Source organism: Streptomyces regalis (assembly GCF_001509475.1).
In the GTDB taxonomy this organism is placed as follows: Bacteria; Actinomycetota; Actinomycetes; order Streptomycetales; family Streptomycetaceae; genus Streptomyces; species Streptomyces regalis.
In genome coordinates this window covers 40,083-65,692 of the sequence record NZ_LLZG01000346.1, presented here as the reverse complement: position 1 = coordinate 65,692, position 25,610 = coordinate 40,083, and the positions used below count along the sequence as shown (strand labels likewise).

22 protein-coding genes are annotated in these 25,610 nt (G+C 70.1%); 5 read left to right on the top strand and 17 right to left on the bottom strand.

Translation table 11 applies throughout. The features are described from left to right. The 3 genes from ADL12_RS29855 to ADL12_RS29845 form a co-directional block, all read right to left on the bottom strand. Positions 1–572 (bottom strand): SDR family NAD(P)-dependent oxidoreductase (locus tag ADL12_RS29855; protein WP_062707162.1); only part of this gene is annotated, 572 nt, incomplete at its 3' end. Positions 573–912: 340 nt separating this feature from the next. Further along, positions 913–1,296: an MmcQ/YjbR family DNA-binding protein gene (locus tag ADL12_RS29850; RefSeq protein ID WP_244188102.1), complete on the bottom strand. Its 384-nt coding sequence runs from the start codon at positions 1,294–1,296 to the stop codon at positions 913–915. Continuing rightward, positions 1,278–1,676, bottom strand: coding sequence for an MmcQ/YjbR family DNA-binding protein (locus ADL12_RS29845; RefSeq protein WP_062707160.1), 399 nt, complete (start codon positions 1,674–1,676; stop codon positions 1,278–1,280). The genes ADL12_RS29850 and ADL12_RS29845 overlap by 19 nt, the downstream gene beginning before the upstream one ends. A 129-nt stretch (positions 1,677–1,805) precedes the next feature. Between ADL12_RS29845 and ADL12_RS29840 the strand changes: the two genes are divergently transcribed. Further along, complete coding sequence (locus ADL12_RS29840) at positions 1,806–2,741, top strand: helix-turn-helix domain-containing protein (RefSeq protein WP_062707158.1); 936 nt, start codon at positions 1,806–1,808, stop codon at positions 2,739–2,741. A gap of 246 nt (positions 2,742–2,987) precedes the next feature. Further along, positions 2,988–3,800 carry a ribose-phosphate diphosphokinase gene (locus ADL12_RS29835; RefSeq protein WP_208614643.1) on the top strand — a complete coding sequence of 271 codons (813 nt, stop codon included), beginning with the start codon at positions 2,988–2,990 and terminating at the stop codon, positions 3,798–3,800. A 59-nt stretch (positions 3,801–3,859) separates the two neighbouring features. Here the strand turns inward: ADL12_RS29835 and polX are convergent, their stop codons facing one another. The 7 genes from polX to ADL12_RS29800 all read right to left on the bottom strand — a co-directional run bounded on the left by polX (position 3,860) and on the right by ADL12_RS29800 (position 13,327). Further along, positions 3,860–5,620, bottom strand: a complete 1,761-nt coding sequence (gene polX / locus ADL12_RS29830) for a DNA polymerase/3'-5' exonuclease PolX (protein ID WP_062707154.1) — start codon at positions 5,618–5,620, stop codon at positions 3,860–3,862. Positions 5,621–5,677: 57 nt separating this feature from the next. Then, positions 5,678–6,922, bottom strand: coding sequence for a DegT/DnrJ/EryC1/StrS family aminotransferase (locus ADL12_RS29825; RefSeq protein ID WP_107120060.1), 1,245 nt, complete (start codon positions 6,920–6,922; stop codon positions 5,678–5,680). Between the two features lie 158 nt (positions 6,923–7,080). After that, positions 7,081–8,208: a GNAT family N-acetyltransferase gene (locus ADL12_RS29820; RefSeq protein WP_062707150.1), complete on the bottom strand. Its 1,128-nt coding sequence runs from the start codon at positions 8,206–8,208 to the stop codon at positions 7,081–7,083. Between the two features lie 173 nt (positions 8,209–8,381). Further along, positions 8,382–9,146 (bottom strand): class I SAM-dependent methyltransferase, encoded by a 765-nt coding sequence (locus ADL12_RS29815; RefSeq protein ID WP_062707176.1) that lies wholly within the window; start codon positions 9,144–9,146, stop codon positions 8,382–8,384. Between the two features lie 94 nt (positions 9,147–9,240). Further along, a complete protein-coding gene (locus tag ADL12_RS29810) occupies positions 9,241–10,458 on the bottom strand; it encodes an aminotransferase class V-fold PLP-dependent enzyme (RefSeq protein WP_062707148.1) in 1,218 nt (405 codons plus the stop codon). A 5-nt stretch (positions 10,459–10,463) separates the two neighbouring features. Further along, positions 10,464–11,798, bottom strand: coding sequence for a pyridoxal-phosphate dependent enzyme (locus tag ADL12_RS29805; RefSeq protein WP_062707146.1), 1,335 nt, complete (start codon positions 11,796–11,798; stop codon positions 10,464–10,466). After that, positions 11,795–13,327: an alanine racemase gene (locus ADL12_RS29800; RefSeq protein WP_062707144.1), complete on the bottom strand. Its 1,533-nt coding sequence runs from the start codon at positions 13,325–13,327 to the stop codon at positions 11,795–11,797. The genes ADL12_RS29805 and ADL12_RS29800 overlap by 4 nt, the downstream gene beginning before the upstream one ends. Before the next feature lie 239 nt (positions 13,328–13,566). On the opposite strand from ADL12_RS29800, the gene ADL12_RS29795 reads away from it, so the two are divergent. Then, positions 13,567–15,828 (top strand): WD40/YVTN/BNR-like repeat-containing protein, encoded by a 2,262-nt coding sequence (locus tag ADL12_RS29795; protein WP_062707142.1) that lies wholly within the window; start codon positions 13,567–13,569, stop codon positions 15,826–15,828. Between the two features lie 17 nt (positions 15,829–15,845). Here the strand turns inward: ADL12_RS29795 and ADL12_RS29790 are convergent, their stop codons facing one another. From ADL12_RS29790 to ADL12_RS54310, 4 genes are all read right to left on the bottom strand, one after another. Beyond that, on the bottom strand, positions 15,846–16,256 hold the full coding sequence (locus ADL12_RS29790) for a VOC family protein (RefSeq protein ID WP_062707140.1): 411 nt from the start codon (positions 16,254–16,256) through the stop codon (positions 15,846–15,848). A 98-nt stretch (positions 16,257–16,354) separates the two neighbouring features. Then, on the bottom strand, positions 16,355–18,265 hold the full coding sequence (gene htpG / locus ADL12_RS29785; RefSeq protein ID WP_062707138.1) for a molecular chaperone HtpG: 1,911 nt from the start codon (positions 18,263–18,265) through the stop codon (positions 16,355–16,357). A 98-nt stretch (positions 18,266–18,363) separates the two neighbouring features. Next, complete coding sequence (locus ADL12_RS29780) at positions 18,364–19,080, bottom strand: class F sortase (protein ID WP_079052351.1); 717 nt, start codon at positions 19,078–19,080, stop codon at positions 18,364–18,366. Between the two features lie 116 nt (positions 19,081–19,196). Next, positions 19,197–19,931: a hypothetical protein gene (locus ADL12_RS54310; RefSeq protein WP_062707134.1), complete on the bottom strand. Its 735-nt coding sequence runs from the start codon at positions 19,929–19,931 to the stop codon at positions 19,197–19,199. 326 nt (positions 19,932–20,257) lie between these two features. Between ADL12_RS54310 and ADL12_RS29770 the strand changes: the two genes are divergently transcribed. Beyond that, positions 20,258–21,361 carry an acyltransferase family protein gene (locus ADL12_RS29770; protein ID WP_425265158.1) on the top strand — a complete coding sequence of 368 codons (1,104 nt, stop codon included), beginning with the start codon at positions 20,258–20,260 and terminating at the stop codon, positions 21,359–21,361. Positions 21,362–21,369: 8 nt separating this feature from the next. On the opposite strand, the gene ADL12_RS29765 is transcribed toward ADL12_RS29770, so the two are convergent. The 3 genes from ADL12_RS29765 to ADL12_RS29755 form a co-directional block, all read right to left on the bottom strand. After that, positions 21,370–21,966 (bottom strand): TetR/AcrR family transcriptional regulator, encoded by a 597-nt coding sequence (locus ADL12_RS29765; RefSeq protein ID WP_062707130.1) that lies wholly within the window; start codon positions 21,964–21,966, stop codon positions 21,370–21,372. 19 nt (positions 21,967–21,985) lie between these two features. Next, positions 21,986–24,049: a galactose-binding domain-containing protein gene (locus ADL12_RS29760; protein ID WP_062707128.1), complete on the bottom strand. Its 2,064-nt coding sequence runs from the start codon at positions 24,047–24,049 to the stop codon at positions 21,986–21,988. 153 nt (positions 24,050–24,202) lie between these two features. Further along, on the bottom strand, positions 24,203–24,979 hold the full coding sequence (locus ADL12_RS29755; RefSeq protein ID WP_062707126.1) for a class I SAM-dependent methyltransferase: 777 nt from the start codon (positions 24,977–24,979) through the stop codon (positions 24,203–24,205). Positions 24,980–25,222: 243 nt separating this feature from the next. Between ADL12_RS29755 and ADL12_RS29750 the strand changes: the two genes are divergently transcribed. Next, the gene (locus ADL12_RS29750) at positions 25,223–25,609 is read left to right on the top strand and encodes a CPBP family intramembrane glutamic endopeptidase (protein WP_244188100.1); all 387 of its coding nucleotides are present in this window, start codon (positions 25,223–25,225) and stop codon (positions 25,607–25,609) included. Position 25,610 lies beyond the last annotated feature (1 nt).

Sequence of the window (25,610 nt, the reverse complement as noted above, 5' to 3'; positions counted from 1 at the left end):
TTGGAGTAGAGCGGGGTGTTCACCGGGCCGGGGCTGACCGCGTTGAACCGGATGCCGTGTGACCTGAGCAGGTCCGCGTTCCACGACCGCATCAGGGAGGAGACAGCCGCCTTCGTCGCGGCGTAGGCGTTCGAATGCCCGTAGCCGCCGTGCGCGCTGTTGGACGCGTTGAGGATGACCGAGGACGGGTTGGCCAGCACGGGCACCAGGGCCTGAGTGAGGAAGAAGACGCTCTTGACGTTGATGTCGAAGAGCCGGTCGAAACTGTCCTCCGTGTGGTCCTCGAACGGCCGCCAGTCCGAGACGCCGGCGTTCAGGAACACCACGTCCAGCTCCCCGAAGTGCTCACCCACCCGCTCCGCCAGGGCGCGCTGCGCATCGAGATCGCGTGCATCGGCCTGCACCACCGGCACCTTGTCCCCGAGGACCTGCCGCGCCTTGTCGATGCTGGCCGGGGTGACGCCCGTGACCAGCACGTCGGCCCCCTCCGCGAGGAACCGCCGGGCGGTCTCCAGGCCGATCCCGCTCGTGCCGCCGGTGATGAGGGCGCGCTTGCCCGCAAGACGATTCATGGTGATTGTTCCTTGCCGAGTCGTAAGGTAAGTCGGTGAACTCACCATGCGAAGGTAGCTCCCGCCTCGCCCTTGAGGCAAGTCGATCCACTTACCATCGCCGTCGGCGAGAAGCCGGGCGATGGTGGTCTTCCCGACGCCGGGCGGCCCGCAGGATGGTGGAGCTGAGGCGCTGCTGGACGACCATGCGGGCCCAGCAGTGGCGTCCGCGGCCAGGAGGTGGTCCTGCCCGACGGCGTCTTCCGGCTTTGTGCGCAGGCGGGCGTGTGCGGACGGGGCTAGCCCTTGCACGGGACGCTGACGAGCGAAGGCTCGCCGTTCACGGGGAAGTTCGCGGCGCTCATCGGGCACAGGGGCGGTCGCGTCGCGGCAGCCGCTCGGCGACCAGGTCGTAGGAGTCCTCGACCGCGTCGGTGATCAGCCGCTCGGTGATGCCGGGTCCCGGCCCCAGTGAGATCCAGTGGCGTTTGTCGAGGTAGCGGCCCGGTGTGATCGAGGCGTAGCGCTCCAGTGCCCGCGCGTGCTCGGGTTCGCACTTGACCGTGATGATCTGTTCGTCCGGGTCCTCGGTGACGATCAGGAACACCTTGCCCGCGACCTTGTACACGTCGAGTCCCGGGGTGAAGGGGTATCCGTGACTGACGCCGGGGAGGGCCAAGGCCGCCCGGCGGGCGGTGTCCTGGAGCAGCCGGTCACCGGCCGCGCTCACCACCGGGCCGCCCACGTGCCGGTGCCGTAGGTGTGCGGGTCGACAGGCCGCTCGGCCTTGGGCAGATGGGCGACGACGAGCCGGTAGGAGTCGGTGACGAGCTCCCTGACGAGCTCCTCGTCGACGCCTTCTCCACTCTCCACGGTGATCCAGTGCTTCTTGTTCATGTGGTAGCCGGGGGTGATATGGCTGTACTGCTCCCGCAGGGCGTGGGCCTCGCCGGGGTCCGCCTTGAGGATCACGACGGGCCGCCCCGGGACTTCGGTCATCAGCATGAACACCTTGCCGCCTACCTTGTAGACCTCCCAGTCGGGGCCGAAGGGGTGCTCCAGTTGGGCTCCGGGGAGTTCCTCCGCATAGTCGGCGGCGGTCTTGTGCAGGGCCGATCCGTTCATGGGTGGTGAGCCTTCTCAGGTGGTGACGGACTGTGGCATCGAAGGAGGCGGAGGGCGCGCCGCGCGGGCGCGGTGGCACGTCCCATCCTTCCGTCGAAGCCGACTGGAAGGGCGGTAGGCTGCGGACACGTGATGGTCGGCAAGCGACACTCCGGGCCGAGCAGGCAGGCCGGACCAGCTGCGGTTCCGCTGTACGGTTTCCAGCCCCCGGTCGGTACTCCGTACGGCCTTGAGGTAAGTACCGTCGAGGATTTCTTCGCCCAGCACGACGACTGGCCGTGGAACCCGCCTCGTCCGGGGCGTGCCACCTTCCACTACCTCATCGCTGTCACGGAGGGTGAGCTGCGGCACGACGTCGACCACGTCACGCGGACCGTCGCCCCCGGCCAGTGGCTGTGGGTGCGTCCCGGGCACGTGCAGTGCTGGCATCCGCCCGGCGTGGCCCGCGGCCCGTTCATCCTGTTCGAACCGGACGTGCTGCGGCCCGACCTCGCCCGTCTCCTGGCCCCGCTCACCGCGCACGAGGCCCCTGCCGTGCTCAGCCCGCACCCCGACGACACCACCTGGCTCCAGCAGACGGCACTCCAGCTCCTGGACGAACACCGCGCACTGGGGCGCCGCCCCCTCGACATCCACCACGCCCTGCGGCGCAGCCTGCTCGAATCGCTGCTGCTGCGCCTGGCCAACTCCCCGGGCATCGCCCCCATCGCCACGGCCACGGCCGGCACCGGCCGCGCCGACCGGTACGGACGCTTCCTGGACGCCTTGGAGCTGCACTTTCGCGAACTGCACCAAGCCGCGGACTACGCCGAGTTGCTCGGCTGCTCGGTCCGCACCCTCAGCCGCGCCGCCCGGGACGCCACCGGCAAGGGAGTACGCGAGCTCATCGACGAGCGGCGCCTCCTGGAAGCCCGACGCCTGCTGGCAGGCGCCCAGTGGGACGCCCGGACTGTGGCCGTCCACCTCGGCTTCACCGACCCCGCGAACTTCGGCCGCTTCTTCCGCGACCGCACCGGTCTCACCCCGGCCGCCTTCGCGGCCCGCGCAGCGAGGACCGACGCGTGACGGAAACGCGGCGGAGGCCCCTTGCCCGTCAGGAGGCGATGGCTCCCTTCGCGGTCTGGGTGAACGCCCAAGGGGAGTGCACGATGTGCCACTCGCCGTCGATCAGCCGGTACGCCTCGGTGGCGATTCAGGCGCGCCGTTGCCGTTCGTTGCCGTTGCCGTCGCGGACATAGCGGACATAGGTGTTCAGGTTGTAGGCCAGGACCGCGAAGTCAGCGGTTCCCCGACGGTGAACTGCGGCCGGTCGTGGGTCGTGTGCGCGGTGGGGATGTCTACGTCGTCCAGCCCACTGGACCCGCGGTGAACGCGCATCTGATCGAGTTGCTGCTCCTCCTTGACGCGTGCCGTCGCGGTGGAGCGCACACGATCACCGCTGTCGTGCCGTATTTCGGCTACGCCCGGCAGGACCGGCGGACCCGGGCAGGTGAGCCGGTGGGCGCGCGAGTCGTGGCCGAAGCCCTCGCGACAGCGGGCGCGGACCGGTTGGTGGTGGTGGACCCGCACACGACCGCGCTGAAGGCCATGTCCGCCGTACCGGTCGAGATGCTGACCGCGGTGCCGGTCATCGCTGCCGCGCTCGCCGAGGACCTGCCCGACGACGCTGTCGTCGTATCGCCCGACCTTGGCGCGGTCGAGCTGGCCGAGCACTACTCAGCTCTGCTGCACCGGCCGGTGGCCGTGGTGCGCAAGACCCGAGCCTCGGGCACGAACGTGCAGGCCGACGAAGCGGTCGGTGATGTCACGGCCCGACCCGTGGTCGTCGTCGACGACATGATCAGCACTGGCGCGACGGTGGAAGCGGCCGTCCACGTCCTCCTCGCCCGCGGGGCGGCAGCGGACATCACCGTGGCCGCGAACCACGGCCTGCTGGTGGGAGACGCCCGCAGCCGGCTCGCAAAGCTGCCCCTGCGCCGCGTCCTGGTCACCGACACCCTCGCCACGGAGAAGACGCCGCAGGAACCGCCGCTGCAGGTGCGATCCGTGGCCCCGCTGCTCGCCGACGCCATCGCCCGCCTGCACAGCGACCGGCCCCTGGACGCCCTGCTGACGCCTTCCTGAGACAGCGGGGCCCACTCCGCGCGACTGCCCCACGATCGCCTCGCCGGGACTCGGTTCGCTCAACCGCGGGATCTGTGACCGGTCCTTCCCTTGCACAGGAAGCGCCGCAGCCGGGTCAGCGGCCAGGTGTTGATCACGTCGTCCTTGGCCAGCCAGCCACGCTGCGCCGTGCCGACGCCGTAGCGCATGTTGGCCAGGTGCAGGGTGGCGTGGGCGTCGCTGTCGACGGCGAACTTCACCCCGTGCCGCCTGGCCCGCAGGATGTCCTCGTCGCGCAGGTCCAGCCGGTCCGGGTGGGCATTGATCTCCAAGGCCGTGCCGGTGCGCGCGCAGGCGGCGAAGACCGCGTCGAGGTCGACGTCGACGCCTGGCCGCTTGCCGATGATCCGGGTGGTGGGGTGGCCGATGATGTTGACGCAAGGGTGCTCGCAGGCCCGGACGATCCGGCGCGTCAGTGCCTCGCGTCCCTGGTTGAAGTGCGAGTGCACCGAGGCCACGCACAGGTCGAAGTCCGCCAGGAACTTCTCGGGCCAGTCCACTGCGCCGTCCGGGTCGATGTTCAGCTCCACGCCGTGCAGCAGCCGCAGGCCGTCGCGCCTGCCGCGGGCGCGGTACGTCCCGTCGAGCTCCCGTACGCGTTCGCGCTGGGCCAGGATCCGTTCGTCGGTCATCCGCTGCATGTACAGGTTCGGGCCGTGGTCGGTGATCGCGTAATAGGCGTAGCCGCGCTCGGCAGCCGCGGCGACCATCTCCTCCAGCGGGGCGAGCCCGTCGGTGAGGTCGGTGTGCGTGTGCAGATCCCCCCGGACGTCGTCTTCCTGAACCAGCTCGGGCAGCTCGCCGCGCAGCCCGGCCTCGATCTCCCCGCGGTCCTCGCGCAGGGTCGGCGGGATCCACGGCAGGCCGAGCCGGGCGTACACGTCCTCCTCGGTCTCGGAGACGATCTTCTTGCCGCTCTCGGTGTCGAAGAGCCCGTACTCGGAGAGCTTGAGCTTCTGGTGGACGGCCAGCTCCCGGGTACGGATGTTGTGCGCTTTCGAGCCGGTGAAGTACTGCAGCGCCGCTCCCCAGGAGTCCGGCGGTACGACGCGCAGGTCTACGGACAGGCCCTTGGTGGTGCGGATGGACGTCTTCTTCTCGCCGTGCGCGATGACCTCCGAGACGTACGGCAGCTCGGTGAAGGCCCGCATCACGGGCTCGGACCTCTTCGCCGCGACGAGGATGTCGATGTCGCCGATCGTCTCGCGCACGCGGCGCAGCGACCCGGCGTAGGTGCAGCGCCGGCAGCCGGTCACCCGGGACAGCTCGGTGACGATGTCGTCGGCGAGGTCCATGGCGACGTCGAGCAGGACCCGCTCTCCGGAGGACTGCAGGAGTTCGATGCCGTGGAGGATGTTCTCCTCCGTCTTCGGCCCGAAGCCCTTCAGATCGCGCAGCCGTTCCTCGTGGATGGCGTCGGCCAGTTCCTCGACGGAGGAGATGCCGAGCTCCTCGTACAGCACGCAGGCCTTCTTCGGGCCCAGCGTGGGGATCGCCGTCAGCCGCCGCACCCCGGCCGGGATCTTCGCCCGCAGTTCCTCCACCGCGGACACCTTGCCGCTCTTGAAGTACTCGACGATCTTCTCGGCGGTCGACTTGCCGACATTGGGGATCTCCTGGAGCCCCTTGACGTCGAGCGTGGACACGTCGGCGTGGTAGCCGCCGATCGACCGGGCGGCCTTCTCGTAGGTGCGCGTCCTGAACGCGTCTCCTCCGGTGATCGAGATCAGATCCGCGTACTCGTGGAACAGCGCGGCGACCTCGTCGTTGGACCGAGCCACACCTCCAGGGTAGGCACGGTGGGGCCGGGCGGCGCGGCGGATGAGCCGCCCGGTTCCCTACTGGCCCAGGGGCGTGGGTGGCGTGGTCGTGGTGGTCGTGGTGTCGAAGACGGGAGGAGCCGGGATCGGAGGGCGTGCGGTGGTCGCCCGCTCCTTCGTCAGGGCGCCTGCGATCCTGCGGGCCAGGAGGGGGTCGGCCGGCAGGGTGTGCGCGGCGAACCAGCGGGCGGGCGCGGGGTCGGGGGACGGTTCGACGAACTCGGCGCCCGCGTAGTCGTCGAGCGGCGGGTCGTAGACGTATCCGGCGACGACGCCGTGGTTCACCAGGCGTTCGAGGAGGGCGTCGCGGTCGTGGACGAGGAGTGGTACCCGGAACAGGGGCGGTGGGCCGTCGCCCGCCCCGTCGCGCAGTGCCGGGCTGGCCCAGGTGGTGCCGGACAGCAGGGATACGCCGGCCCTGCGGCGGGCGAGGTCGCCGTCGAGCAGGGCCATCCGCAGCTCCAACTGCCCCCGGACCAGGGCCCCGTGGCGGCTGCGGAAGCCGTGCAGGTCGACCCGTACCCAGGGCTCGTACGCGGTCAGGCTCGGCGCGTGGCGTGCGCTGCTGGCGAGGCGGGGTGCGTGCAGATCCATGCGGAAGGCGTCGCGCTCCAGCAGCCGTAGGCGCTGCATCGTGCGCCACACGGGACGCACCAGGTGGAGCGAACGCACGGCGGACCGGGCCAGCGGGCGCAGTGTGGTGGCCAGGTCGGCGCGCAGGCGCCGCGGTGTCAGCAGATCGTCGCGCAGCAGCTCCAGCTCGCGCCGGGTGCGCGCGTCGTCGACGGCCAGGAAACCGCCGGCCATGCCCGCCACGTGCTTGGACAGGCTGAACGCCGCCACCCTGCCGAAGGTGCCGATCGGCTGTCCGTCGACATGGGTGCCGATGGCGTGCGCCGCGTCCTCGATCAGCGGGATCCCCAACTCGTCGCAGCGGTGGCGCAGTTCGACGACGCGGTCCGGGAGGCCGTACAGGTTCGTGGTCAGGACGGCGTCCACGTTCCGCCAGGTGGACTCCGGTACGGCGGCCGGGTCGATGTTGCCGTCCCACCGGGACACGGGGGCCTGCACGGGGCGCAGTCCGGCGGCGAGGACGACGAAGAGGATCACGTCGTCGTTCACCGGGGACATCAGCACCCGTGCGCCCGGCCGGCACCAGCGCCGCAGCGCCAGGTACAGGGCCAGTCGGGCCGACGGCGTGTAGACGCATTCGCGTCCGATGCGCCGTGTCATCATCGCGGCGAGCCGCGATCCGTACGGCATGGTCACCTCTTCCGTGGAAGGGTACGAGGAAGGGTCGCCCGAGGCGGGCGGTGCGCGTCGGCGGACGTCGATCGGGGCCGCCGTGCAGGGGGATCCGAGACCGCGGGGCGCCATGGATACGACGCCGACGCGTGGCGGATGACGAAGGTGGGCCCCGGTCAGCGGGCGCGGGCTCCCGCTCCTGGCGAGTGGGCCACGCCGGACGTGCGCAGCGTGCCGACGGTCTTCAGTAGCCGGTCGGCGGGGTCGCGCAGTCTGGGGTGGGCCAGGACCGTGTTGCGCAGGCCGCGTACGGGTCTGCGCCACAGCCGGTGGGCCGCCGCCACGGGGTGCGGGCGCACCGCGAACCCTTCGGCCACCCGCAGCTCACGCGTCTTGAGCCAGTCCTTGTACTCCTTCTGGCCGCGCCCCATGTCCATGAGCGTCACGCCGTCCCGGCCCGCGGCGTCGGCCATCCGCAGGTGCATCATCAGGCCGGGCGAGTAGTAGCTGAACTCGGGGTCGTACGCGGTGAACCAGGCCGCGAAAACCGTCCGCGACCTCGGCCCGAAGTGCGCGGCGACCGGCCGGTCACCGGCGTACACCACGGACAGGATGCCGGTGAAGTGTTCCTCGCGGACCTGGAAGAGGTGCTCGACGAGGTCGACGATCCACGGCTTGGAGAACCGGTCCATCCGCCCCGTCCTGCGGTACTGGGCGGACTTCCACCGCATGAGCGTGCGCAGCACCCGCGGGTCGCGCTCGTCGTACACGAACCGCACCTCGCCCACGTTCCGGCCCAGGCGGCGCTCCTTCTTCAGCGTCGTCTTGGCCAGTCCGGGGTACGCGGCGCGTAACCACTGCGCGTAGTCGCCCTCGCCGGGCTTCAGATCGAGCACGGGCGAGGCGAACGTGCCCGTGACGTACGGGCCGAACGGCTTCTGCTCCTCGACGAGGTGATCGAACTCGAAGACGGACAGCCCGCAGGCCCGCAGCAGCTCCCGGGTGTCCCAGGTGACGCCCGGACGGTGCACGAGGGCCTGGCAGTCGGAGAGACCGAGCCCGATGGCCCGTCCGACGCCGAAGGCGGTGCGCTCGTACGGGAAGAAGCCGACGGCCTCCCCGTCCTCGTGCAGCACCGCCACCCGCGCCCCACCGCGGTACCTGCCGACTCCGCTCGCGAACTCCGGCGCCAGGAAAGGGTTGGCGTAGTCGGGCGACTCGTCCATCGCCCGGTGCCACGCCCGGCGCTGCGACTCGCTCAGCTCCTCGGGTCTGTGAATCGTGATGGCGCTCTTGGATCGCACGGCGACCGCTCCCCCCAAGAAATCCCCCCAAGACGCATTGTTAGCGCCTCGCCACATTTTCCCCCATGTCGAACTATGCGGCGAGGCTCAAACGTCGCGAAACAGTACGCACGCTGTCAAGGTGCCTGCAGGAACCTTTAGCTGTGCTTGGTGTGGCCCCAACAACCGCCGGGTCAGCGGATGGCGACGAGGACATGGCTGTCGCCGTACTGCCAGACGACGCCGACATGCGCGAAGCCCGCCTGCCGCAGCAGCCGTTGGTGCGCGGCCAGGGACAGCTGTGCCGTGCTGTCGGCCGTCCCGGCGTCCGGTTGCCGGCGGCCGCGTTCGGCGAGCAGGTCGGCCAGCTCGGGATCCTCCGCGACGGCCGTCCACCAGGAGGCCCAGTCCTCGTGGGCGAAGTCGTCCCGGCGTGCGGCGTGGCGGCGCCCGACGCATCCGGCGAGTTCGGCGAGCGCGCTGTCGTCGTGCGGGAAGTGGTCGCCGTTGACGAGGACGCCGCCGGGCCGCAGCAGCGCCGCGAGATGCCGGTAGGTGCGGCGCAGGGTGTCCGCGCTCAGATAGTGCAGGGCTGTCGTCGACACTGCGGCGTCCAGGGGCCGGTCGAGTTGCAGGGCCCGCGCCCAGCCGTCCTGGCCGATCTCAGCGTCGACGTAGCGGGCCGCGTCCGCGTGGTGGGTGCGGGCGAGCTCCAGGAGCAGCGGGTCCATGTCCACGCCCACGATGTCCGCGTCCGGCAGCCGCCGGGCCAGGCGGGCCGCCAGTGACCCGGGACCGCAGCCGAGATCCACGATCGACGGCCGGGCCCGGTCCGCCACGGTCAGTTCGACGACATCGGCGATCACCGTGAACCGCTCCTCGCGGTCGACGGCGTACCGCTGCTGCTGGCGCTCCCAGCGCTCCACCCATCGCTCCGCCGTCGCCAGGCTCAGCCCCATCCCGTCGTGCACCTCGCCGTTCCGCAACCGTCCGCACCGTCTGCACCAGACCCTACAGGTGGAAACGGTTCCCATTCCCTCTAATGGCGGCACGTCACCCGAGCGTGGCAAGGACGGCCAGCAGCCGGTCGATCTCCTCGGCGGTGTTGTAGACGTGCAGGCTCACCCGCACCGAGCCGGTCCGCTCCCCCGCGCCGCCCTGGCAGTGCTGGTCGGAGCGGACCATGAAGCCGTGGCTGAAGAGGATGAAGCCCAGGTCGCCGGAGTCGATGGCACGGTGGCGGAAGGTGACGACGCCCTGGCGTTGCTGTACGGACGAGTCCGCGGCCAGGCTGGTCCGGCAGCCGAGGATCTCGTAGGCGTCGAGGTGGCGCAGTCCGTCGGTGAGCCGGGCCGCCAGGGCGACCGTCCACTGCTCGATCCGGTCGGTGCCGGCGGCGTCCAGCCAGTCCAGGGCGGTGGCCAGGGAGGCGATTCCGACGGTGTTGGGGGTGCCCGACCAGCCGCCCGGCATGAACTCCGGCCCGCGTGACTGGCGGGCCCAGACGGCTCCCGTACCGGGCAGTGCCATGGCCTTGTGCCCGGAGAAGACGACGAAGTCGACGTCCAGGTCGGCCACGGACACCGGCAGGTGGCCGACGCTCTGAGCGGCGTCCAGACAGATGACCGCGTCCGGTCCGACCGCTCGGCGGATGCGGTGGATGTTCATGTTGCCGCCGTAGACGTGGTGGACGTGGGTGGCGGCGACGAACCGGGTTCGTGGGCCGGCGGATTCCGTCAGCGCGGCGTGGTCGTAGTCGCCGGACGCCTGCTGGTACGGCATCGGCCGGACGTGGATGTGCACGCCCTGCCGGGCCAGTTGCCGTTGGGCCTCCAGCCAGGGCGCGATGTTGGCCTCGTGGTCGGCGACGGGGACGACGATCTCGTCCCCGTCGGCGAGGAGCCCGGGCAGCCAGTCGCGGGCGATGGTGCGCAGCCCCTCGGTGGTGCCGCTCGTGAAGTGCACGGCCGAGCGCTCCGGCGCGGGGTCGTCGAGGAACCGCTTCACCCGGTCGCGGGCCTGCTCGACCAGGGTCGTGGTCCGGTTGGCCCAGGTGTAGATACCGCGTCCGGCGTTGGCGTTGGTCGTGGTGAGGTAGGTGTGGACGAGGTCGAGTACGGCCTGCGGTTTCTGGGCGGTGGCGGCGCTGTCGAGATAGGCCGGTTCGGGGTGTGCGGTGATGATCGGGAACTGGGCGCGCAGCGCTCGCTGCCACTCCCTCAGCTCCTCGATGAGGGCGGGGCCGGGGATTCGGGTCCTGGGTGTGGTCATGGGAGTCAGTCCCGTACGAGGGGAGCGCCCGCGTCGCGCCAGGCGATGATGCCGCCGGTCAGGCTGCGCACGTCCGGGTGTCCCATCCGGGTGAGCAGGGCGGCGTAGCGGGCGGACTTCTCGCCGACCGGGCAGACCAGCAGGACCGGGCGGTTGCGGCTGAAGGGCAGCCCGCCGTGGAGGAGTTCCTCGAAGAGCTCGTCGACGATGTTGACCGAGCCGTCGATGTGCAGGGCGGCGTAGGCGTAGGGGCTGCGCAGGTCGACGACGAGTGGTTCTCCGGTGGAGATCCATGCCTGGGCGTCGGCGACGCCGATGGCCGGTGCCGTGCGCACCTCGGCATCCGACAGGTCGGCCGGGGAGTTCCTGCGGCGCGGGCGGCCGAAGAGGTCGGGGCGCCGCTGACGGACGTAGCTCAGGTAGCTCTCGACGCGGTCGCAGACGATGAACACCGCCGACTGCCGCTCCGCGACTTCTTCGTCGGCCAACTCCTCGTCGAGAGCGCGCAGTTGGCGTACGGCTCCGAAGTAGGCGGCCCCTCCGGTCGGGCCGGCCAGGATGCCGCAGCGGCGGTTGAGGGCCACCATGCCCTCGATCGCCTCGTCGGCGCTCACCGTCTCGATGGTGTCGTAGGTACCGGGGTCGAACAGCCCCACCTCGTGCGCCTCGTCGATGGTGCGGATGCCGGGGACGAAGTCGGACTTGGCCGCGACCAGGCCGACGACCCGTACGGCGGGGTCGTGTTCCCGCAGGGCTCGGGCTACGCCGGTGGAGGAGCCGGCGGTGCCCACGCAGGCGATGAACCAGTCCGGGGCTCTCCCGTCCAGGTCCTTGACGATCTCGGGGCCGGTGCCGTTGAAGTGGGCCTCGGTGTTGCGTGGGTTGAAGTACTGGTCGGTGTGCAGATACGCACTGTCGGGCTCGGAGAGGGTGCGGTGGAACAGGGTGAGCGGGTCGTCGGTGGCGGTCGGGTCCAGGCACTCGCTCTGGCCGGGCAGTTCCTCGATCTCCGCGCCGAGCAACAGCAGCAGGTCCTTGATCTCCGGGATGCGCATCCGGTTGGTGACACTCTTGAAGGTCAGGCCGTGCATGCCCGCGAGGACGGCCAGTGCCTTGGCGGTGTTGCCGCTCGACAGCTCTACGACCTGACCGCCCTGCTCGGCCGCGCCGGCCAGGTGCGGGCGCGCCATGTTCCAGGCGGCCCGGTCCTTGACCGAACCGAAGGGGTTGAGCAGCTCCAGCTTGGCGTACAGGTCGATGTGCCTGAGGCCGTGCACGGCCGGGTCGATGCGCACCAGCGGTGTGTTGCCGATGGCGTCGGTGATGCTGTCGTACCTCACTGCGCTCCCCCCACGGGTGTGGTCGGCCAGTACTGGTCGTCCAGGCACCAGCGCCAGGTGTCGCCCTCCTGCCAAGCGGCTACCTTGCGCGCGACGGGCTGGTGCTGGGCACGGGTGGCGTGGAAGTCCATGCAGTAGCCGGCCGTGTTGACGAAGGCCAACAGGTCGCCCGGTTCGGGGCGGCGGGGCAGGAAGACCGTGCGGCGGGTGATCAGGTCGGCCTCCAGGCACCGGCTGCCGAAGAGATGCACGGCGACCGGTTCGGTCTCGGCGTCGGTGCCGGTAGCAGTACCGGGACCGGTGCCGGTAGCAGTACCGGGACCGGTGCCGGTGTCGGTGCTTGTCAGGTCCCGGGGGACGACAAGGGGGTCCATGAGCACGCCGTGCTCCTCCAGGGCCACGTCGTCGGCCTTCGCCGCCAGCCGTACGAGAAGGGGGCCGCCGGCCTCCTGGTCGCGCACCTCCAGCACCTTCGTCAGGGTCAGTCCGCACTGGTCGAGGAGGGCTCGGCCGGGTTCGGTGTGCAGGTCGTACAGGTGCTCCAGGAGCAGGGCGGCCAGCGGGCGGCCGTCCAGGGAGGCCGCCGGGTGCGAGAGCAGTTCGTCGAGGTAGCGGGCTCCGGCGACCGGGCGGTGGGCGGGGTACAGGCCGAGCGTGCCGCGCAGCGTGCCGGCTTCGTTGCGCAGTCCGTAGCCGTGGCCGCCGTATGTCAGGGGCGGGCGGGTGCCCAGCACGGCCTGGGTGAGTTCGGTCGTGTACCGCTCCCATTGGCCGCCGTCGGCAAGGTAGTTGACGCCGAATCCGCCGCCGATGTCCACGGCCCGGGGCCTGAGCCCACGGCTCCGGCACTCCTCCAGCACGCGCAGACAGCTCTCCAGCGCCGTGGCCTTCTCGGTGAGGCTCGTCGTGTCCAGGTGGTAGGCCACGCCGACCAGGTCGACCACGTCGCCGTGCCGCTCGACGGTCTCCAGCAGGGCGTCCGACTCCCTTACGGCGGTGCCGAATCGGCTGCGCCGGCTCAGCACCCGTACGCCGGACGCCTCGAACCCCGACAGCCGCAGCAGGATGCGGGTCCTGGGCAGCGCGTGTTTGCGTACCAGCGTGGCGAGTTGCTCCAGTTCGCCCCGGCTGTCGAGACTGACGGTGACCGAGGTGCGGGCCGCCAGCCACAGGAATTCCGGGTTCTTCGGTCCGGTGGCCGTGATCCGGTCGGGGGTGAGGCCGGCGCCGAGGGCGTGCTGCAACTCCTCCAGTGAGGCGACGTCCACGCCGGCGTCCGTGGCGGCGAGCCTGCGCAGCAGGGCGGCGGACCGGTTGGCCTTGTGGGCGAGGAAGACCTGGCCGGACAGGTGGTGCGCGCCGTAGACCGACCTGAACTGGTCGAGGTTGTCGGCGAGTTGGTCGGGGACGACCACGTTCAACGGTGATCCGAGCGCGTCGGTCAGCGTGTGCAGCAGCTCCGGGGAGTGCAGTAACGAGCGCAGTCGCGACTTCAGCCGCGGTTCGAGATACAGGGGCTGCCCGCCCATGCCTGGCCCTCCCCAGCACTCGGGCCCGACATCCCGGGCACTGCCGATCACTCCCCGCGGTTCGCCGTATAGCTCCTTTCCCTTCCTCCGAGTGGTTTACGCCCCGTACCTGCCGCAGTGGGCGGTACGTCAAGAGGTGGCCGGAACCCACGGGCCACATCACTCACCCTTTTGCTCAACTCCCTTCTCTCGTACCGTCATTGCGGAATTGAAACGACCATGACGAGGGAAGAGGCTCCATGGGCAGAGGTCTGCTGTCACTGGTTCTGGGCACGGTCACCGCAGCGGCACTCCTCGCGGCGCCCGCGACCGCCGCGCCGGCCCCGCCGTCCGGGTCGTCCGCGCCGCCCGGGGCGTTGGCGCCGCCCGGTCCGTCCGATGTCTACCGGCCGGTCCGTGGACCGTCCGCCCCCGCGGAGTACCGCTACCTCCAGAAGACCCTGCGGGGCGAGTCGATTCCGCGCCACGCCCATGACCTCGCCGCGGCGCAGGCCCGCGAACTGCCGACCGTCGGCGGACGCTGGAAGGGCATCGGCCCCACCAACATCGGCGGACGGATCGTGTCCCTCGCACTCGACCCCAAGCGCGCCGACACCCTGTACGCCGCGGCCGCGAGCGGCGGGCTGTGGCGCAGCACCGACGCCGGGGCGACCTTCCACTCGGTGTGGCCCGACAGCTGGACCCAGGCCATGGGCGCGGTGGCCACCGCCCCCGACGGCACCCTGTACGTGGGCACCGGTGAGCCCAATCCGGGGGGCGGGAGCATCACCTACGAGGGAACGGGGCTGTACCGGAGCCGGGACGGCGGCCGGACCTGGACCTCGCTCGGCCTGCGCGACTCCGGCGCGATCAGCGCCATCACCGTCGACCCGGCCGATCCCCGCCGCGTCTATGTCGCCGCGGCCGGCTCCCTCTACAACGGCGGCGGGGACCGCGGCGTCTACCGCTCGGAGGACGGCGGCGCCACCTGGAAGCGGATCCTCTCCGGCGCCACCGAGTTCACCGGCGCCACCGAGATCGTCGTCGACGGCGACCGGCTCTACGCCGTGCTGTGGGACCATCGCCGAACGCCCGGACTGCGGACGTACGGCGGTGTCGGCTCGGGCGTCTTCCGCAGCACGGACGACGGCGCGACCTGGCAGCGGCTCGGTGGCGGGCTGCCCGCCGAGGGCCCGGACGTGGGGCGCATCGGCCTCGCGGTCGCGGGCGAGAAGCTCTACGCGATCACCAACAAGGCGAGCGGCCCCTTCGAGGGCTTCTACGCCTCCTCCGACGGCGGCGACAGCTGGACCCGCACCCCTGCCAACGAGGACATGACGGGCTCCCAGTCGAGCTTCGGCTGGTGGTTCGGCAAGGTGTGGATCGACCCCAGGGACAGCGAACACGTCCATGTGGCCGGCGTCCCCCTGATGACCACGAAGGACGGCGGCGCCACCTGGACGGCCGACGACACCAGCATGCACGTCGACCAGCACGCCATGGTGTGGGACCCGCGCCACCCGGGCCGCGTGTACCTCGGCAACGACGGCGGCGTCTACCGCTCCGACGCGAACGGCGACGGCGGCTGGGTCAAGTCCCGCCACCAGCCGTACACCCAGCTCTACAGTGCGGCGATCAGCCCGCAGGACGTCACCAGGATCTCGGGCGGCGCCCAGGACAACGGCTCACTGCGCTCCTGGGGCGGGGAGTTGTTCAACGAGTACCTCGGCGGTGACGGCGAAGAGAACCTGATCAACCCGACCGACGTGAACAACGTCTTCGCCTGCTACCAGTACGGCAACTGCTTCAGCTCCACCGACGGCGGCGACACGCTCACGTACTTCGCCGACCGGACGACGTACAAGCGCCGCAACTGGTTCACCCCCGTGGTCTTCGACCCGCGCGATCCGAAGGTCCTCTACTACGGGGCGGAAGTGCTCAACCGGTCCACGGACGGGGGCGCGACGTGGCAGCCGGTCAGCCCGGACCTGACGGGCGGCCCGGGCCCCGACCCGATCTACACCAACTACGGCACGATCACCTCGATCGCCCCCGCGGGCGACGGACGCACCGTGTATGTGGGCACGGACGACGGCCGCGTCTGGGTCACCAGGGACCTCGGGGCGACGTGGACGAAGGTGGCCGAGGGGCTGCCCTGGGTGACCCGGGTGGTCGTCGACCCGAAGAACCCCGACCGCGTCTGGACCACCCACTCCGGCTACCGTTCGGGATCCCCGCTGCCTCATGTGTACGGCAGCACGGACGGCGGCCGGCACTGGCGGAACCTCTCGGGCAACCTCCCGGCGGCACCCGTCAACGACCTGGTCGTCGCCCGCGGCGGCATCCTCTACATCGGCACCGACCAGGGCGTGTTCACCAGTGTCACGGGCGGCACCCACTGGCTGCGCCTGGGCCGGGGCATGCCGCAGGTGCCGGTCGACGACATCGAGTACGACGCGGGTCACCACCGCCTGGTGGCCGCGACGTTCGGCAGGGGGTTCTACGAACTGACCACTCCCTGACCACGTACCGGGACCGGTCAACCGCCCTGCCCGGCGATGTTGACCATCCAGGTGATGCCGAACCGGTCCGTACACATGCCGAAGACGTCACCCCACATCTGCTTCTCCAGCGGCACGGCCACCGAGGCGTCGGCGGACAGCTTCTCCCAGTAGCCACGCAGTTCGGCGTCGTCGTCGCCGCTGAGGCTCACGGAGAAGTTGTTGCCCGGGTTGTGGTCGTCCGTCGGGGTGTCGGCGCCCATGAGGGTGAAGCCACTGGGGGTCTCGAGCATGCCGTGCATGATCTTGTCGGCCATCGGGGTGTCCTTCTGGCCGAACTCGCCGTAGGTGTTGAGCGTCAGGGTGCCGCCCAACACCTCCTGGTAGAACTCCATCGCCTGACGGGCGTCACCGGCGAACGTGATGTACGGGTTGAGGCGCGAGGCCATGAATCCTCCCGGAGTGGAGCCAGAGTCCGACTCCAAGGAAGCTAGCGCGGGCCACTGACAATGGCCCGCGCACACGTCCACATGGCCTACGGCACCGGCTACAGGGTGCGCTCCAGGCGGTCCGCCACCAGCTTCACGAAACGCGCGGGATCCTTGGACTGGCCGCCCTCAGCGAGCACCGCCAGCGTGTGGAGCAGTTCGACGGACTCGGCGAGCTCCGTGCGGTCCTCGCGCTCCTTGTACGCCTGGTTCAGGCCCTTCACCAGCGGGTGGCCGGGGTTGAGCTCCAGGATCCGCTTGGTACGCGGCACCTCCTGGCCCATCGCCCGGTACATGTTCTCCAGGGCCGGGGTCAGATCGTGCGCGTCCGAGACGACACAGGCCGCAGAGACGGTGAGCCGTGTCGACAGGCGCACCTCCTTGATGTCCTCGTCCAGCTGCTCGCCCATCCAGCCGAGCAGACCGGCGTACTCCTCGGCCTGCTTCTCCCGCTCCTCGTCGGCGTCCTCGTCCCCCTTGGCGTCCAGGTCGATCTCGCCCTTGGCGACGGACCGCAGCCGCTTGCCCTCGTACTCGCCGACGGCGTCGACCCACACCTCGTCCACGGCGTCGGTGAGCAGCAGGACCTCGATGCCCTTGTCCCGGAACGCCTCCATGTGCGGAGAGTTCTGGATGCTCTGCCGGGACTCGCCGGTGATGTAGTAGATGTCCTCCTGACCGTCCTTCATCCGCTCCACGTACTGCGCCAGCGTGGTCGGCTCGTCGTCCGAGTGCGTGGTCGCGAACGAGGAGGCGGCGAGGATCGCGTCACGGTTCTCGGAGTCGGTGACCAGGCCCTCCTTCAGGACGGTGCCGAACTCCCGCCAGAACGTGCCGTAGCGGTCCCTGTCCTTGGTCATGAACTCCTTGACCGTGGACAGGACCTTCTTCGTCAGCCGGCGCTGCATCATCCGGATGTGCCGGTCCTGCTGCAGGATCTCGCGGGAGACGTTGAGCGAGAGGTCCGCCGCGTCGACGACGCCCTTGACGAAGCGGAGGTAGGGCGGCAGCAGTGCCTCGCAGTCGTCCATGATGAAGACGCGCTTCACATACAGCTGGACGCCGCGCTTGAAGTCCCGCGTGAACAGGTCGTGCGGGGCGTGCGAGGGGACGAAGAGCAGGGCCTGGTACTCGAAGGTGCCCTCCGCCTGGAGCCGGATTGTCTCCAGCGGCTCGCGCCAGTCGTGGCTGATGTGCTTGTACAGCTCGTGGTACTCGTCGTCGGACACCTCATCGCGCGAACGCGCCCACAGGGCCTTCATGGAGTTCAGCGTCTCGGGCTCGGCCGGGGTGTCGCTGTCGCCGTCACCGTCGCCCGTCTCCGGGACCATCCGGATCGGCCAGGTGATGAAGTCCGAGTACCGCTTGACGATCTCCCTGATCTGCCACGGGGAGGTGTAGTCGTGCAGCTGGTTCTCGGGGTCGGCGGGCTTGAGGTGGAGCGTGACCGACGTGCCCTGCGGTGCGTCGTCGGCCGTCTGAAGCGTGTACGTGGCCTCACCACGCGACGTCCAGCGGGTCCCCTGGCTCTCGCCGGCGCGCCGGGTCACCAGCGTCACCTCGTCCGCCACCATGAAGCCGGAGTAGAAGCCGACGCCGAACTGGCCGATGAGCCCCTCGGCCCCGGCAGCGTCCTTGGCCTCCCGCAGCTCCTTCAGGAACGTGGCCGTTCCCGAATTGGCGATGGTGCCGATGAGCCGTCCGACCTCGTCGTACGACATCCCGATGCCGTTGTCCCGCACCGTGAGGGTACGGGCCTCCTTGTCGACGTCGATCTCGATGTGCAGGTCGGACACATCGGCGTCGAGCGAGTCGTCCCGCAGTTTCTCCAGGCGCAGTTTGTCGAGCGCGTCGGAGGCGTTGGAGACGAGCTCCCGCAGGAAGACATCCTTGTTCGAGTAGACGGAGTGGATCATCAGCTGGAGCAGCTGACGGGCCTCTACCTGGAACTCAAACGTCTCGGTCGGCATGGTTGGCCACTACCTCACAGATTCAGTCACCGGAACTGGTCGCAGTCACTGTAAGACACGAGGTCTGCGCGGAGTGCCGCGGTGCGGAAGGTGGTGGTTCAGGCGAGGTGGGCGAAGACCACCAGGTTCGCGGTGTAGTCCCTGACCTGCCGGTCGTAGTCCCCCGCGCAGGTGATGAGCCGCACCTGGGCCCCTGCGCTGTCGCCGTACACGCGCCGACTGGGGAAGCTGTCCTTGTCGAAGGTCTCCACGCTGTCGATCACGAAGGACGCTGTGCGCCCGTCGGCCCTCGCCACCTGGAAGCGGTCCCCCTTCTCCAGCTCACTCAGGTTCACGAACACCGCGGCGGACGTCGCCGTGTCCACGTGCCCGGCGATGATCGACGTGCCCGCCTCACCGGGGGACGCTCCCTTGGCGTACCAGCCGACGAGGTTGGTGTCGTGGGCCGGTGGGGGTGCGAGCTGGCCGGTACTGCCGATGGCGAGGTCGGTGAAGGGCGCGTCGACCGAGATCTTGGGGATGAGCAGGCGGGTCGGCCGGGACCGGGGCAGGTACTTGCCCCCATGGCGCGGGGCCGGCGAGGAGGACTGGGCCGCCGGTGGGTTGTGCGGTTCGACCGCGGGTGGAGCGTGCGGCGCGAAGCGGGCATCGGGCGCCTGACCCCGGCCGCCCGGCACGATCACCATCAGCGCCATGACGGCGACCGCGCTCCAGAACATCGCCGCAGCTGCGCGCCTTATCCGCCGTGAGGCCACGGAACCGGCATCGGGGAGGGCCGGGTCGGCGTCGGGGGAAGAGGAACGGCCGGCGGCCATCGGGCACCACCTCACTCGGGCACGGCAGCGGACACAACAGGGGGGAGGGCGAGCGGGGCCGCCGCGACGCGCGGCGCACGTGCGGCGGCCACAGCGGTTATGGCGTGCGGCATGGGTCAGGCCACGGATCCAGATGCCTTCTTGCGACGCAGCGTGTACAGGCCGGTACCGGCGACCGCCAGCGCGGCCAGCCCGCCCGTGGTGACACCCGACGAGGCGAGGCCGCCGCCGCCGGTGTGCATCCCTCCGTGCGGCTTGCCGTGGTCACCACCGCCCCAGGACTCCTTGTCGTGGTCACCGCCCCACGAGTCCTTCCCGTGGTCGTCTTCCTTCCAGGACCCCTTGTCGTGGTCACCGCCCCACGAGTCCTCGTCGTGCCCGCCGTCCTTGCTCCGGTAGCTGTCCGGGTCGTGCTTCGGGTCCTTGGCGCCGCCCCAGTCGTCGTCGTTGGTCACGGCGGCCAGCGCTCCGCCACCCGTGCGCACACCGCCGCGAGGCTCTTCGTGCTTGCCGCCGTCTTCGTGCTTGCCGCCGTCCTCGTGCTTACCTCCGTCCTCGTGCTTGCCCCCCTCGTCGTGCTTGCCTTCCTTGTCGTGCTTGCCTTCCTTGTCGGGCTTCGGGTCCTTGGACCCGCCCCAGTCGGAGTCCTCGTCGGTGACGGCGGTCAGCGCTCCCCCACCCGTGTGCATCCCGCCGCGAGGCGCGTCGTGCTTGCCCTCCTTGTCGTGCTTCTTGCTGTAGGAATTGTCTTCGTGGTCCCAGTCACCCGCCGTAACGGCGTAGGCTGCGGGCGCGATCGCCAGTGCGGCCGTGGCCGTCGCGGTGGCGAGCAGCATGCGAACAGAGCGCATAGGTGAGTCCTTCCGTCACGGCCTGGGCGGCTGACGCTTCATCACCACTGGAGCCAGACCTTGACGTGATCCACCGTCAGCCATTCCTTCCGGTCGCACCATTCAGGGCGTTCACACGGGTTACGACCACACCCCGACGGCGGTATGGCGACGCCTGCCCGGCATCCCCTCTCGCGTTCGAAAAACCACGTTGACCTGCAGAGGTTTACGTCGCCCGGAAGTGGTGAGGCGCGTGGGATGTCTCAGCACATCGTCACAGCCGTCACGTCCGAAAGACCCGCGTGCGAGCGCGCGGGCTTCCCCCGTGGTGCCCAGGGGGCCGTGTGGTGAGCGGGGCGGTGGACACCGCTCCCGCTCGTGCCACGGCGCAGTCACCTGCGCCTTCGAAGAAGCGGGACGCGTTCTTCGACAACGCCAAGTACGCGGCGATCGTGCTGGTGGCGGTGGGCCATGCGTGGGAGCCGCTGCGGGACGGCAGCCGGACCGTCAGCGCGCTGTACATGCTCGTGTACGCCTTCCACATGCCGGCGTTCATCGTCATCTCGGGGTACTTCTCCCGCAGCTTCGACGGCCGCCCCGAACAGCTCAAGCGGCTGGTCACCGGTCTCGTCGTCCCCTACGTCGTCTTCGAGACGGCGTACACCTTTTTCACCAGGTGGACCGACCAGGAGCCGGACCGCCCGGTCAGCCTGCTGGACCCGCTGTATCTGACGTGGTTCCTGGCGGCGCTGTTCCTGTGGCGGCTGACCACGCCGCTGTGGCAGCGGGTGCGCCTGCCGGTGCCGCTCGCGCTGGTGCTCGCGGTGCTGGCCACCCTCTCCCCGTCCATAGGCAACGACCTCGATCTTCAGCGCACCCTGCAGTTCCTGCCGTACTTCGTGCTGGGGCTGTCCCTGAAGCCGGAGCACTTCCGGCTGGTCCGTCGCCGCTCGGTACGGATCGCGGCCGTGCCCGTGTTCGCGGGCGCGTTCGTGGTGGCGTACTGGGCCGTGCCACGGATGACCGGCGGCTGGTTCTACCACCGCGACAGCGCCGAGCAGCTGGGCGCGCCCGCGTGGTACGGGGTCGTGATGACGCCGGTCCTGTTCGTCTGCTCGCTGGTGTTGGTGGCCTGTTTCCTCGCCTGGGTGCCCGGGCGGCGGATGTGGTGCACCGTGCTGGGCGCGGGCACGCTCTACGGCTATCTGCTGCACGGTTTCGTCGCCCAGGGCTCCAAGTACTGGGGCTGGTACGACCCCGCCTGGATCCAGCGCCCGCTCGGCGCGGTCGTCGTCACCCTCGTCGCCGCCGCGGTCGTGACCCCGCTGTGCGCGCCACCCGTCCGGCGCGCCCTGCGCTTCGTGGTGGAGCCCGACATGCGCTGGCTCTTCCGGCGGGACGCACCGGGCACGGCGGAACCGGCCCGCGACCGGACCGCCGTACGCGGATGACCTCCCCGTCAGCTTTCGCGTGCCAGCCCGGCGATGTGGGCGATGACCGTGTCGAGGATGTCGTTCCAGGCCGCTTCGTCGCCGAGCACGAGGAAGTTGAGGGTCAGGCCGTCGGTCATGGCGGCCAGGTAGCGGGCCAGGACGGGGACGGGCACGTGGAGGCGGAGGCCCATGGTGTGTCGGAGCTGGTCGATGAGGTCGGCGTAGGTGTCGGCGTAGAGCTCGTACTGCCGTCGGGCCAGGTGCTCGAAGCCGGGCTGGCGCAGGGCGTACTGGGTCAGTTCGTAGGTGAGCATGTGCTCGTCCGGGTGGGCGCGCACATGGTCCCAGTACGCCTGGAAGCCGGCCCGGACGGTTTCCTCCAGGGTGGCTCTGGGGCGGATGGCCTCCTTCACCACCGACACGTAGTGCTCGGTGATGGTGGTGATGACGGACTCGATCAGCTCCTGCTTGGAGTCGAAGCAGTAGTGGAAGACGCTCAGCGAAACGCCTGCCTCGGCGGCGATGGACCGGGTCGTCGTCCTGGGGACGCCGTCCCGGGTCATCGCCCTGATCGCCGCTTCGGTGAGCTGTCGCCGCCGCTCGGCTGACGGCAACCGTGCCATGGAACCCCTCTCGTGGGTGTCAGCTGCTGTGGACGCCGACCTCGTAGAGGGAGTAGCCCCAGTCGGTGGCGCGTTCCAGCCCCTGGATGCGTAGGTACCTCGCCGGTGTGCCGGTGAATCTCGCCGTGTCCAGGCCGCCGTCGCCGGAGGTCGTGGACCAGGCGGTCTGCCAGTTCACACCGTCGGTGGAGAGATCGATGCGGTACGACTTCCCGTACGCGCGCTCCCAGTCGAGGGTGACCCGCTTGACCAGGTGGGTGGAGCCGAGGTCGGCCTCGTACCACTGGTCGTCGTTCCAGTCGCTGGCCCAGCGGGTTCCGCTGTCGCTGTCGACGGCCCGGTGCGGCTGGTAGCTGGTGAACAGGCTCCACTCCGAGGAGCTCGCCGACGTGGTCGCGCCGCTCGCGAGGTTCACCCCGGCCTGGTGGTTCTCGGAGGCCGCCCAGGTGTCGAGGTAGGACTCGGCGCCCCGGAAGAGGTCGTCCACTGTGTCCTGGCCGCCGACGCGGCGGATGTCCTCGATCCAGTCCGGGACGAGGCCGTAGTGGGCGGCGCCGTCGGTGTTCAGGTCCCAGGTGCGCTCGCCGGTGGTCTGCCGGTCGATGACGGAGCCGCCGTCGACACTCTTGAAGGGGTACGTGACCTTGTTCGGCGCGTCCGCTCCGCGCGGTCCCGGCCAGCCGCCGACGCCGTTCATGTCGGTGCCGTAGCCGTAGCCCACGCCGTACTTGTCGCGTACGGCCTCCGTGCGCTTCGCCTCCGCGACGAAGCCCTCGGAGCCGTGCATGTACTGGGCGATGAAACCGCCGAGGCCGTAGACCCGTTCGGTCCAGTCCATGTCCATCCAGCTGTGCGAGGAGAGCACGCCGGGGTAGGACGCGGACTCGAAGATGTCGAGCACCCGGCCGGTGGCCTTGACGCTCATGTGGTCGATCTCCAGCATCATCTTGCGTTTCATCATGCCGCGCACGGCGTACTCACCGAGTTCGGTGAGCCCTCGGACGTTGCACTGGGCGTCCGCGTTGTACGAGGGGACCTCCACACCGGCCGGGAGCTTCTCCTCGGCCTCGGGCGCCGCGGCACCGCCGATGGGGTTGTCGTGCTGCGGGCCGGTGCACTTCTCGGTCTTCCAGAAGGTGCCGGTCGACAGGAACTGGCCGACGTTGATGGCCGTTCCGAGCCCGCCCTCGTCGAAGCGGACCCCGCACAGCGCGTTGTCGAACTTGTGGCACAGGAACATGCTGCGCACGCCCAGCGCGTGCAGCTCGTCCAGGCCCTTGTCGATGTCGGCCTTGCTGCACTGCGCGATGTCCAGGATCTGCTTGCAGCCGAAGGGCTCGGAGGTCTCGACCCCGAGGATGACCGCCAGCTTGCCCTGCTCGATGACCTGGCGGGCCTGCGCGCTGTCGGTGACGATGCGGAACCAGCCCTTTCCGGTGCCGCCGTACATCTTGTCGATGTAGGCCTGGAGGTCGTACGTCAGCTTCGCCTGGAGGCGGATCGACGTCATCTCGTCGCAGCTGCGGTCCTTGAAGAAGTACACGGAGCAGATCACGCCGTTGGTGACGAGGTCGTTGACCAGGACGCGCTGGCCGCCGCGCCAGGCCCGCTCCACCCAGGCGTAGTAGTTCTGCTGGTGGGTCAGCGAGTCGTGGGCGGGCCAGTCCTTGAAGGTGGGCCAGCCGACCGGGTCGTGGCGGCCGTCACCGCCGTTGGTGATGAAGTCGAAGATCGCGAGCGAGCCGTCGGGGTAGTGCTCGGGGCAGTCCTTGAGCGCGTCGGCGATGCCGGCCTCGGAGAACGTCCTGCCGCAGATGAGCCGTCCGCCGAAGGCCTCGTTGGACATCAGGTGGTTGTGCGCGTCGACGAACCCGCGCACCTCGCCTTTGGCGTTGGTGCCGGTGAAGGGTTCCCCCGTGACATTGATCTGGGAGTCCGGCGCGGGCCGTGCGGTCGGGTTCCACCAGTCGGTTCCGGCCGCCGAACTCGGCGTGGGGCCGAGCGCGATGGAGAGCACGAGCAGGAGGAGCGACACAACGGTGACGTTCTTGCGTCTGCGGTACGGGCGTCCGGCACTGGTCACAGCCCACGTCCCTCGGTCGGCGGGATGGCGGGGTCGATTGTCATGACCTCGCAAGATGTGCGACGAGGATGGCCACTGGCGGACGACGAGTCAAGAGTCCGGGACAGATGACCTACTCGCGGGTGACGGGTGGGCTACTGACGGGGAATCGGTTTACGCCGCGTGGGTGACCCGGATCTTGGACTGGCCGTGCGGAAGTTCCTCCCAGTCCGCCATGAAACGGGCCCGCAGTCCGTGCTTCTCCGCCAACGCCAGCAGTGTCTCCGTGCGGTAGTAGAAGTCCTCGCGGAGTACGTGGTGTTCCTCGCCCTCGGTGCGGTCGAAGGTGAAGTCGAACCAGCCGCCGGGTGCCAGTACCCGGCCGACGTTGGCCAGGCACTCCTCGATGACCGGGAGCGGTGAGTGCGAGAAGACGCTGTGCGCGTGCACCACGTCGAAGTGGGCGTCGGGCAGGAACCGCAGCTTCAGGTCGCGCACCGGGGTCAGCGTGGGCAGGCGCCCGCGCAGGCCCATCTCCACGACGGTGTCCTGCGCGGCGAAGAGAATGTCGGGCGAGATGTCGATGCCGTAGTAGTGACCGGGCTCCAGGTGACGGATGAACCGCCAGCCTCCCCGCAGGTTGCCGCACCCGATCTCCAGCATCCGGTGCTCGGGGCGCAGCCCGTGGCCGAGCAGGTAGTCGAACTGCATGGCCCCGAGCGCCAGCCACCGCTCACGGCTGTGGCTGCCGACCGCCGCGTCCGGGTCGGCCCGGGTGTCGGAGCGCATCACGGCGCGGTAGTAGGAGACGTGGTCCGGATGGCGGCGGCGCAGCCACATGTCCCGGGCGGTGCGGGCCAGATGGCGGGGCACGCGGTCGGGGTGGCGCAGGGCGTAGGCGAGGCGATGGCCGAGGGCGGCGCGGTTGACGGTGAGCTTCTTGGCCGGCATGGGTGGGGCCTCCCTGGGGACGCGGTACCACCGAGGATGCTCAACGGGGCGGCACGGCGCCACAGGTGCGGGCCGGCGGTGCCGGCGGGCCGTGCGGACGAGTGGTCGGCCGTATGGGTGAGGTGCTTGGGGGACTGCTTCCGACGCCGGGTCGGTGCGCGGACGGCCAGTTGGCCGGACACGACCGCGCACGGACCGGAGAGGGCCGCGGGCAGGACCGCGACGGGAGATCCTGGAACCCGGATGCCGATCGTATGTGCTGTCGCCGCACTCGCCGCCGCGAACCTGCTGAACAACCGCGGCGTGCTGTGGGCCATGATCCGACGCCGGCACGGCACCGGCTGGGCCACCGGCGTGTCGTCGGTGCTGTTCGGGTTCTGGCACCTGCTGCCGTCCCGCGGCATCAACCGGTCCAACGCGGCCGTCGCCTCAGTCTTCGGCGACGGCCCGGCGGGGGTGGCACCGACGGTCGCCGTGGCGATCGCCGCCACGGCCGCCGCCGGGGTGGTCCTGTGCGAGCTGCGCCGCCGCTCCGGCAGTCTGTTGGCCCCGATGGCCCTGCACTGGGCGGTCAACAGCTTCGGTTACGCATTCGCCTGGGCGGCGGCCCGCTGGTGGCCCGACGGCTGAA

Coding starts and splice junctions, on each gene's coding strand:
- htpG (WP_062707138.1), bottom strand. CDS start 18,265: ATGCCGACCGAGACGTTTGAGTTCCAGGTAGAGGCCCGTCAGCTGCTC.
- ADL12_RS54310 (WP_062707134.1), bottom strand. CDS start 19,931: ATGCGCTCTGTTCGCATGCTGCTCGCCACCGCGACGGCCACGGCCGCA.
- ADL12_RS29750 (WP_244188100.1), top strand. CDS start 25,223: ATGCCGATCGTATGTGCTGTCGCCGCACTCGCCGCCGCGAACCTGCTG.
- ADL12_RS29755 (WP_062707126.1), bottom strand. CDS start 24,979: ATGCCGGCCAAGAAGCTCACCGTCAACCGCGCCGCCCTCGGCCATCGC.
- ADL12_RS29810 (WP_062707148.1), bottom strand. CDS start 10,458: ATGACCACACCCAGGACCCGAATCCCCGGCCCCGCCCTCATCGAGGAG.
- ADL12_RS29800 (WP_062707144.1), bottom strand. CDS start 13,327: ATGGGCGGGCAGCCCCTGTATCTCGAACCGCGGCTGAAGTCGCGACTG.
- ADL12_RS29825 (WP_107120060.1), bottom strand. CDS start 6,922: ATGCCGTACGGATCGCGGCTCGCCGCGATGATGACACGGCGCATCGGA.
- ADL12_RS29790 (WP_062707140.1), bottom strand. CDS start 16,256: ATGGCCTCGCGCCTCAACCCGTACATCACGTTCGCCGGTGACGCCCGT.
- ADL12_RS29845 (WP_062707160.1), bottom strand. CDS start 1,676: ATGAACGGATCGGCCCTGCACAAGACCGCCGCCGACTATGCGGAGGAA.
- ADL12_RS29765 (WP_062707130.1), bottom strand. CDS start 21,966: ATGGCACGGTTGCCGTCAGCCGAGCGGCGGCGACAGCTCACCGAAGCG.
- ADL12_RS29795 (WP_062707142.1), top strand. CDS start 13,567: ATGGGCAGAGGTCTGCTGTCACTGGTTCTGGGCACGGTCACCGCAGCG.
- ADL12_RS29815 (WP_062707176.1), bottom strand. CDS start 9,146: ATGGGGCTGAGCCTGGCGACGGCGGAGCGATGGGTGGAGCGCTGGGAG.
- ADL12_RS29780 (WP_079052351.1), bottom strand. CDS start 19,080: ATGGCCGCCGGCCGTTCCTCTTCCCCCGACGCCGACCCGGCCCTCCCC.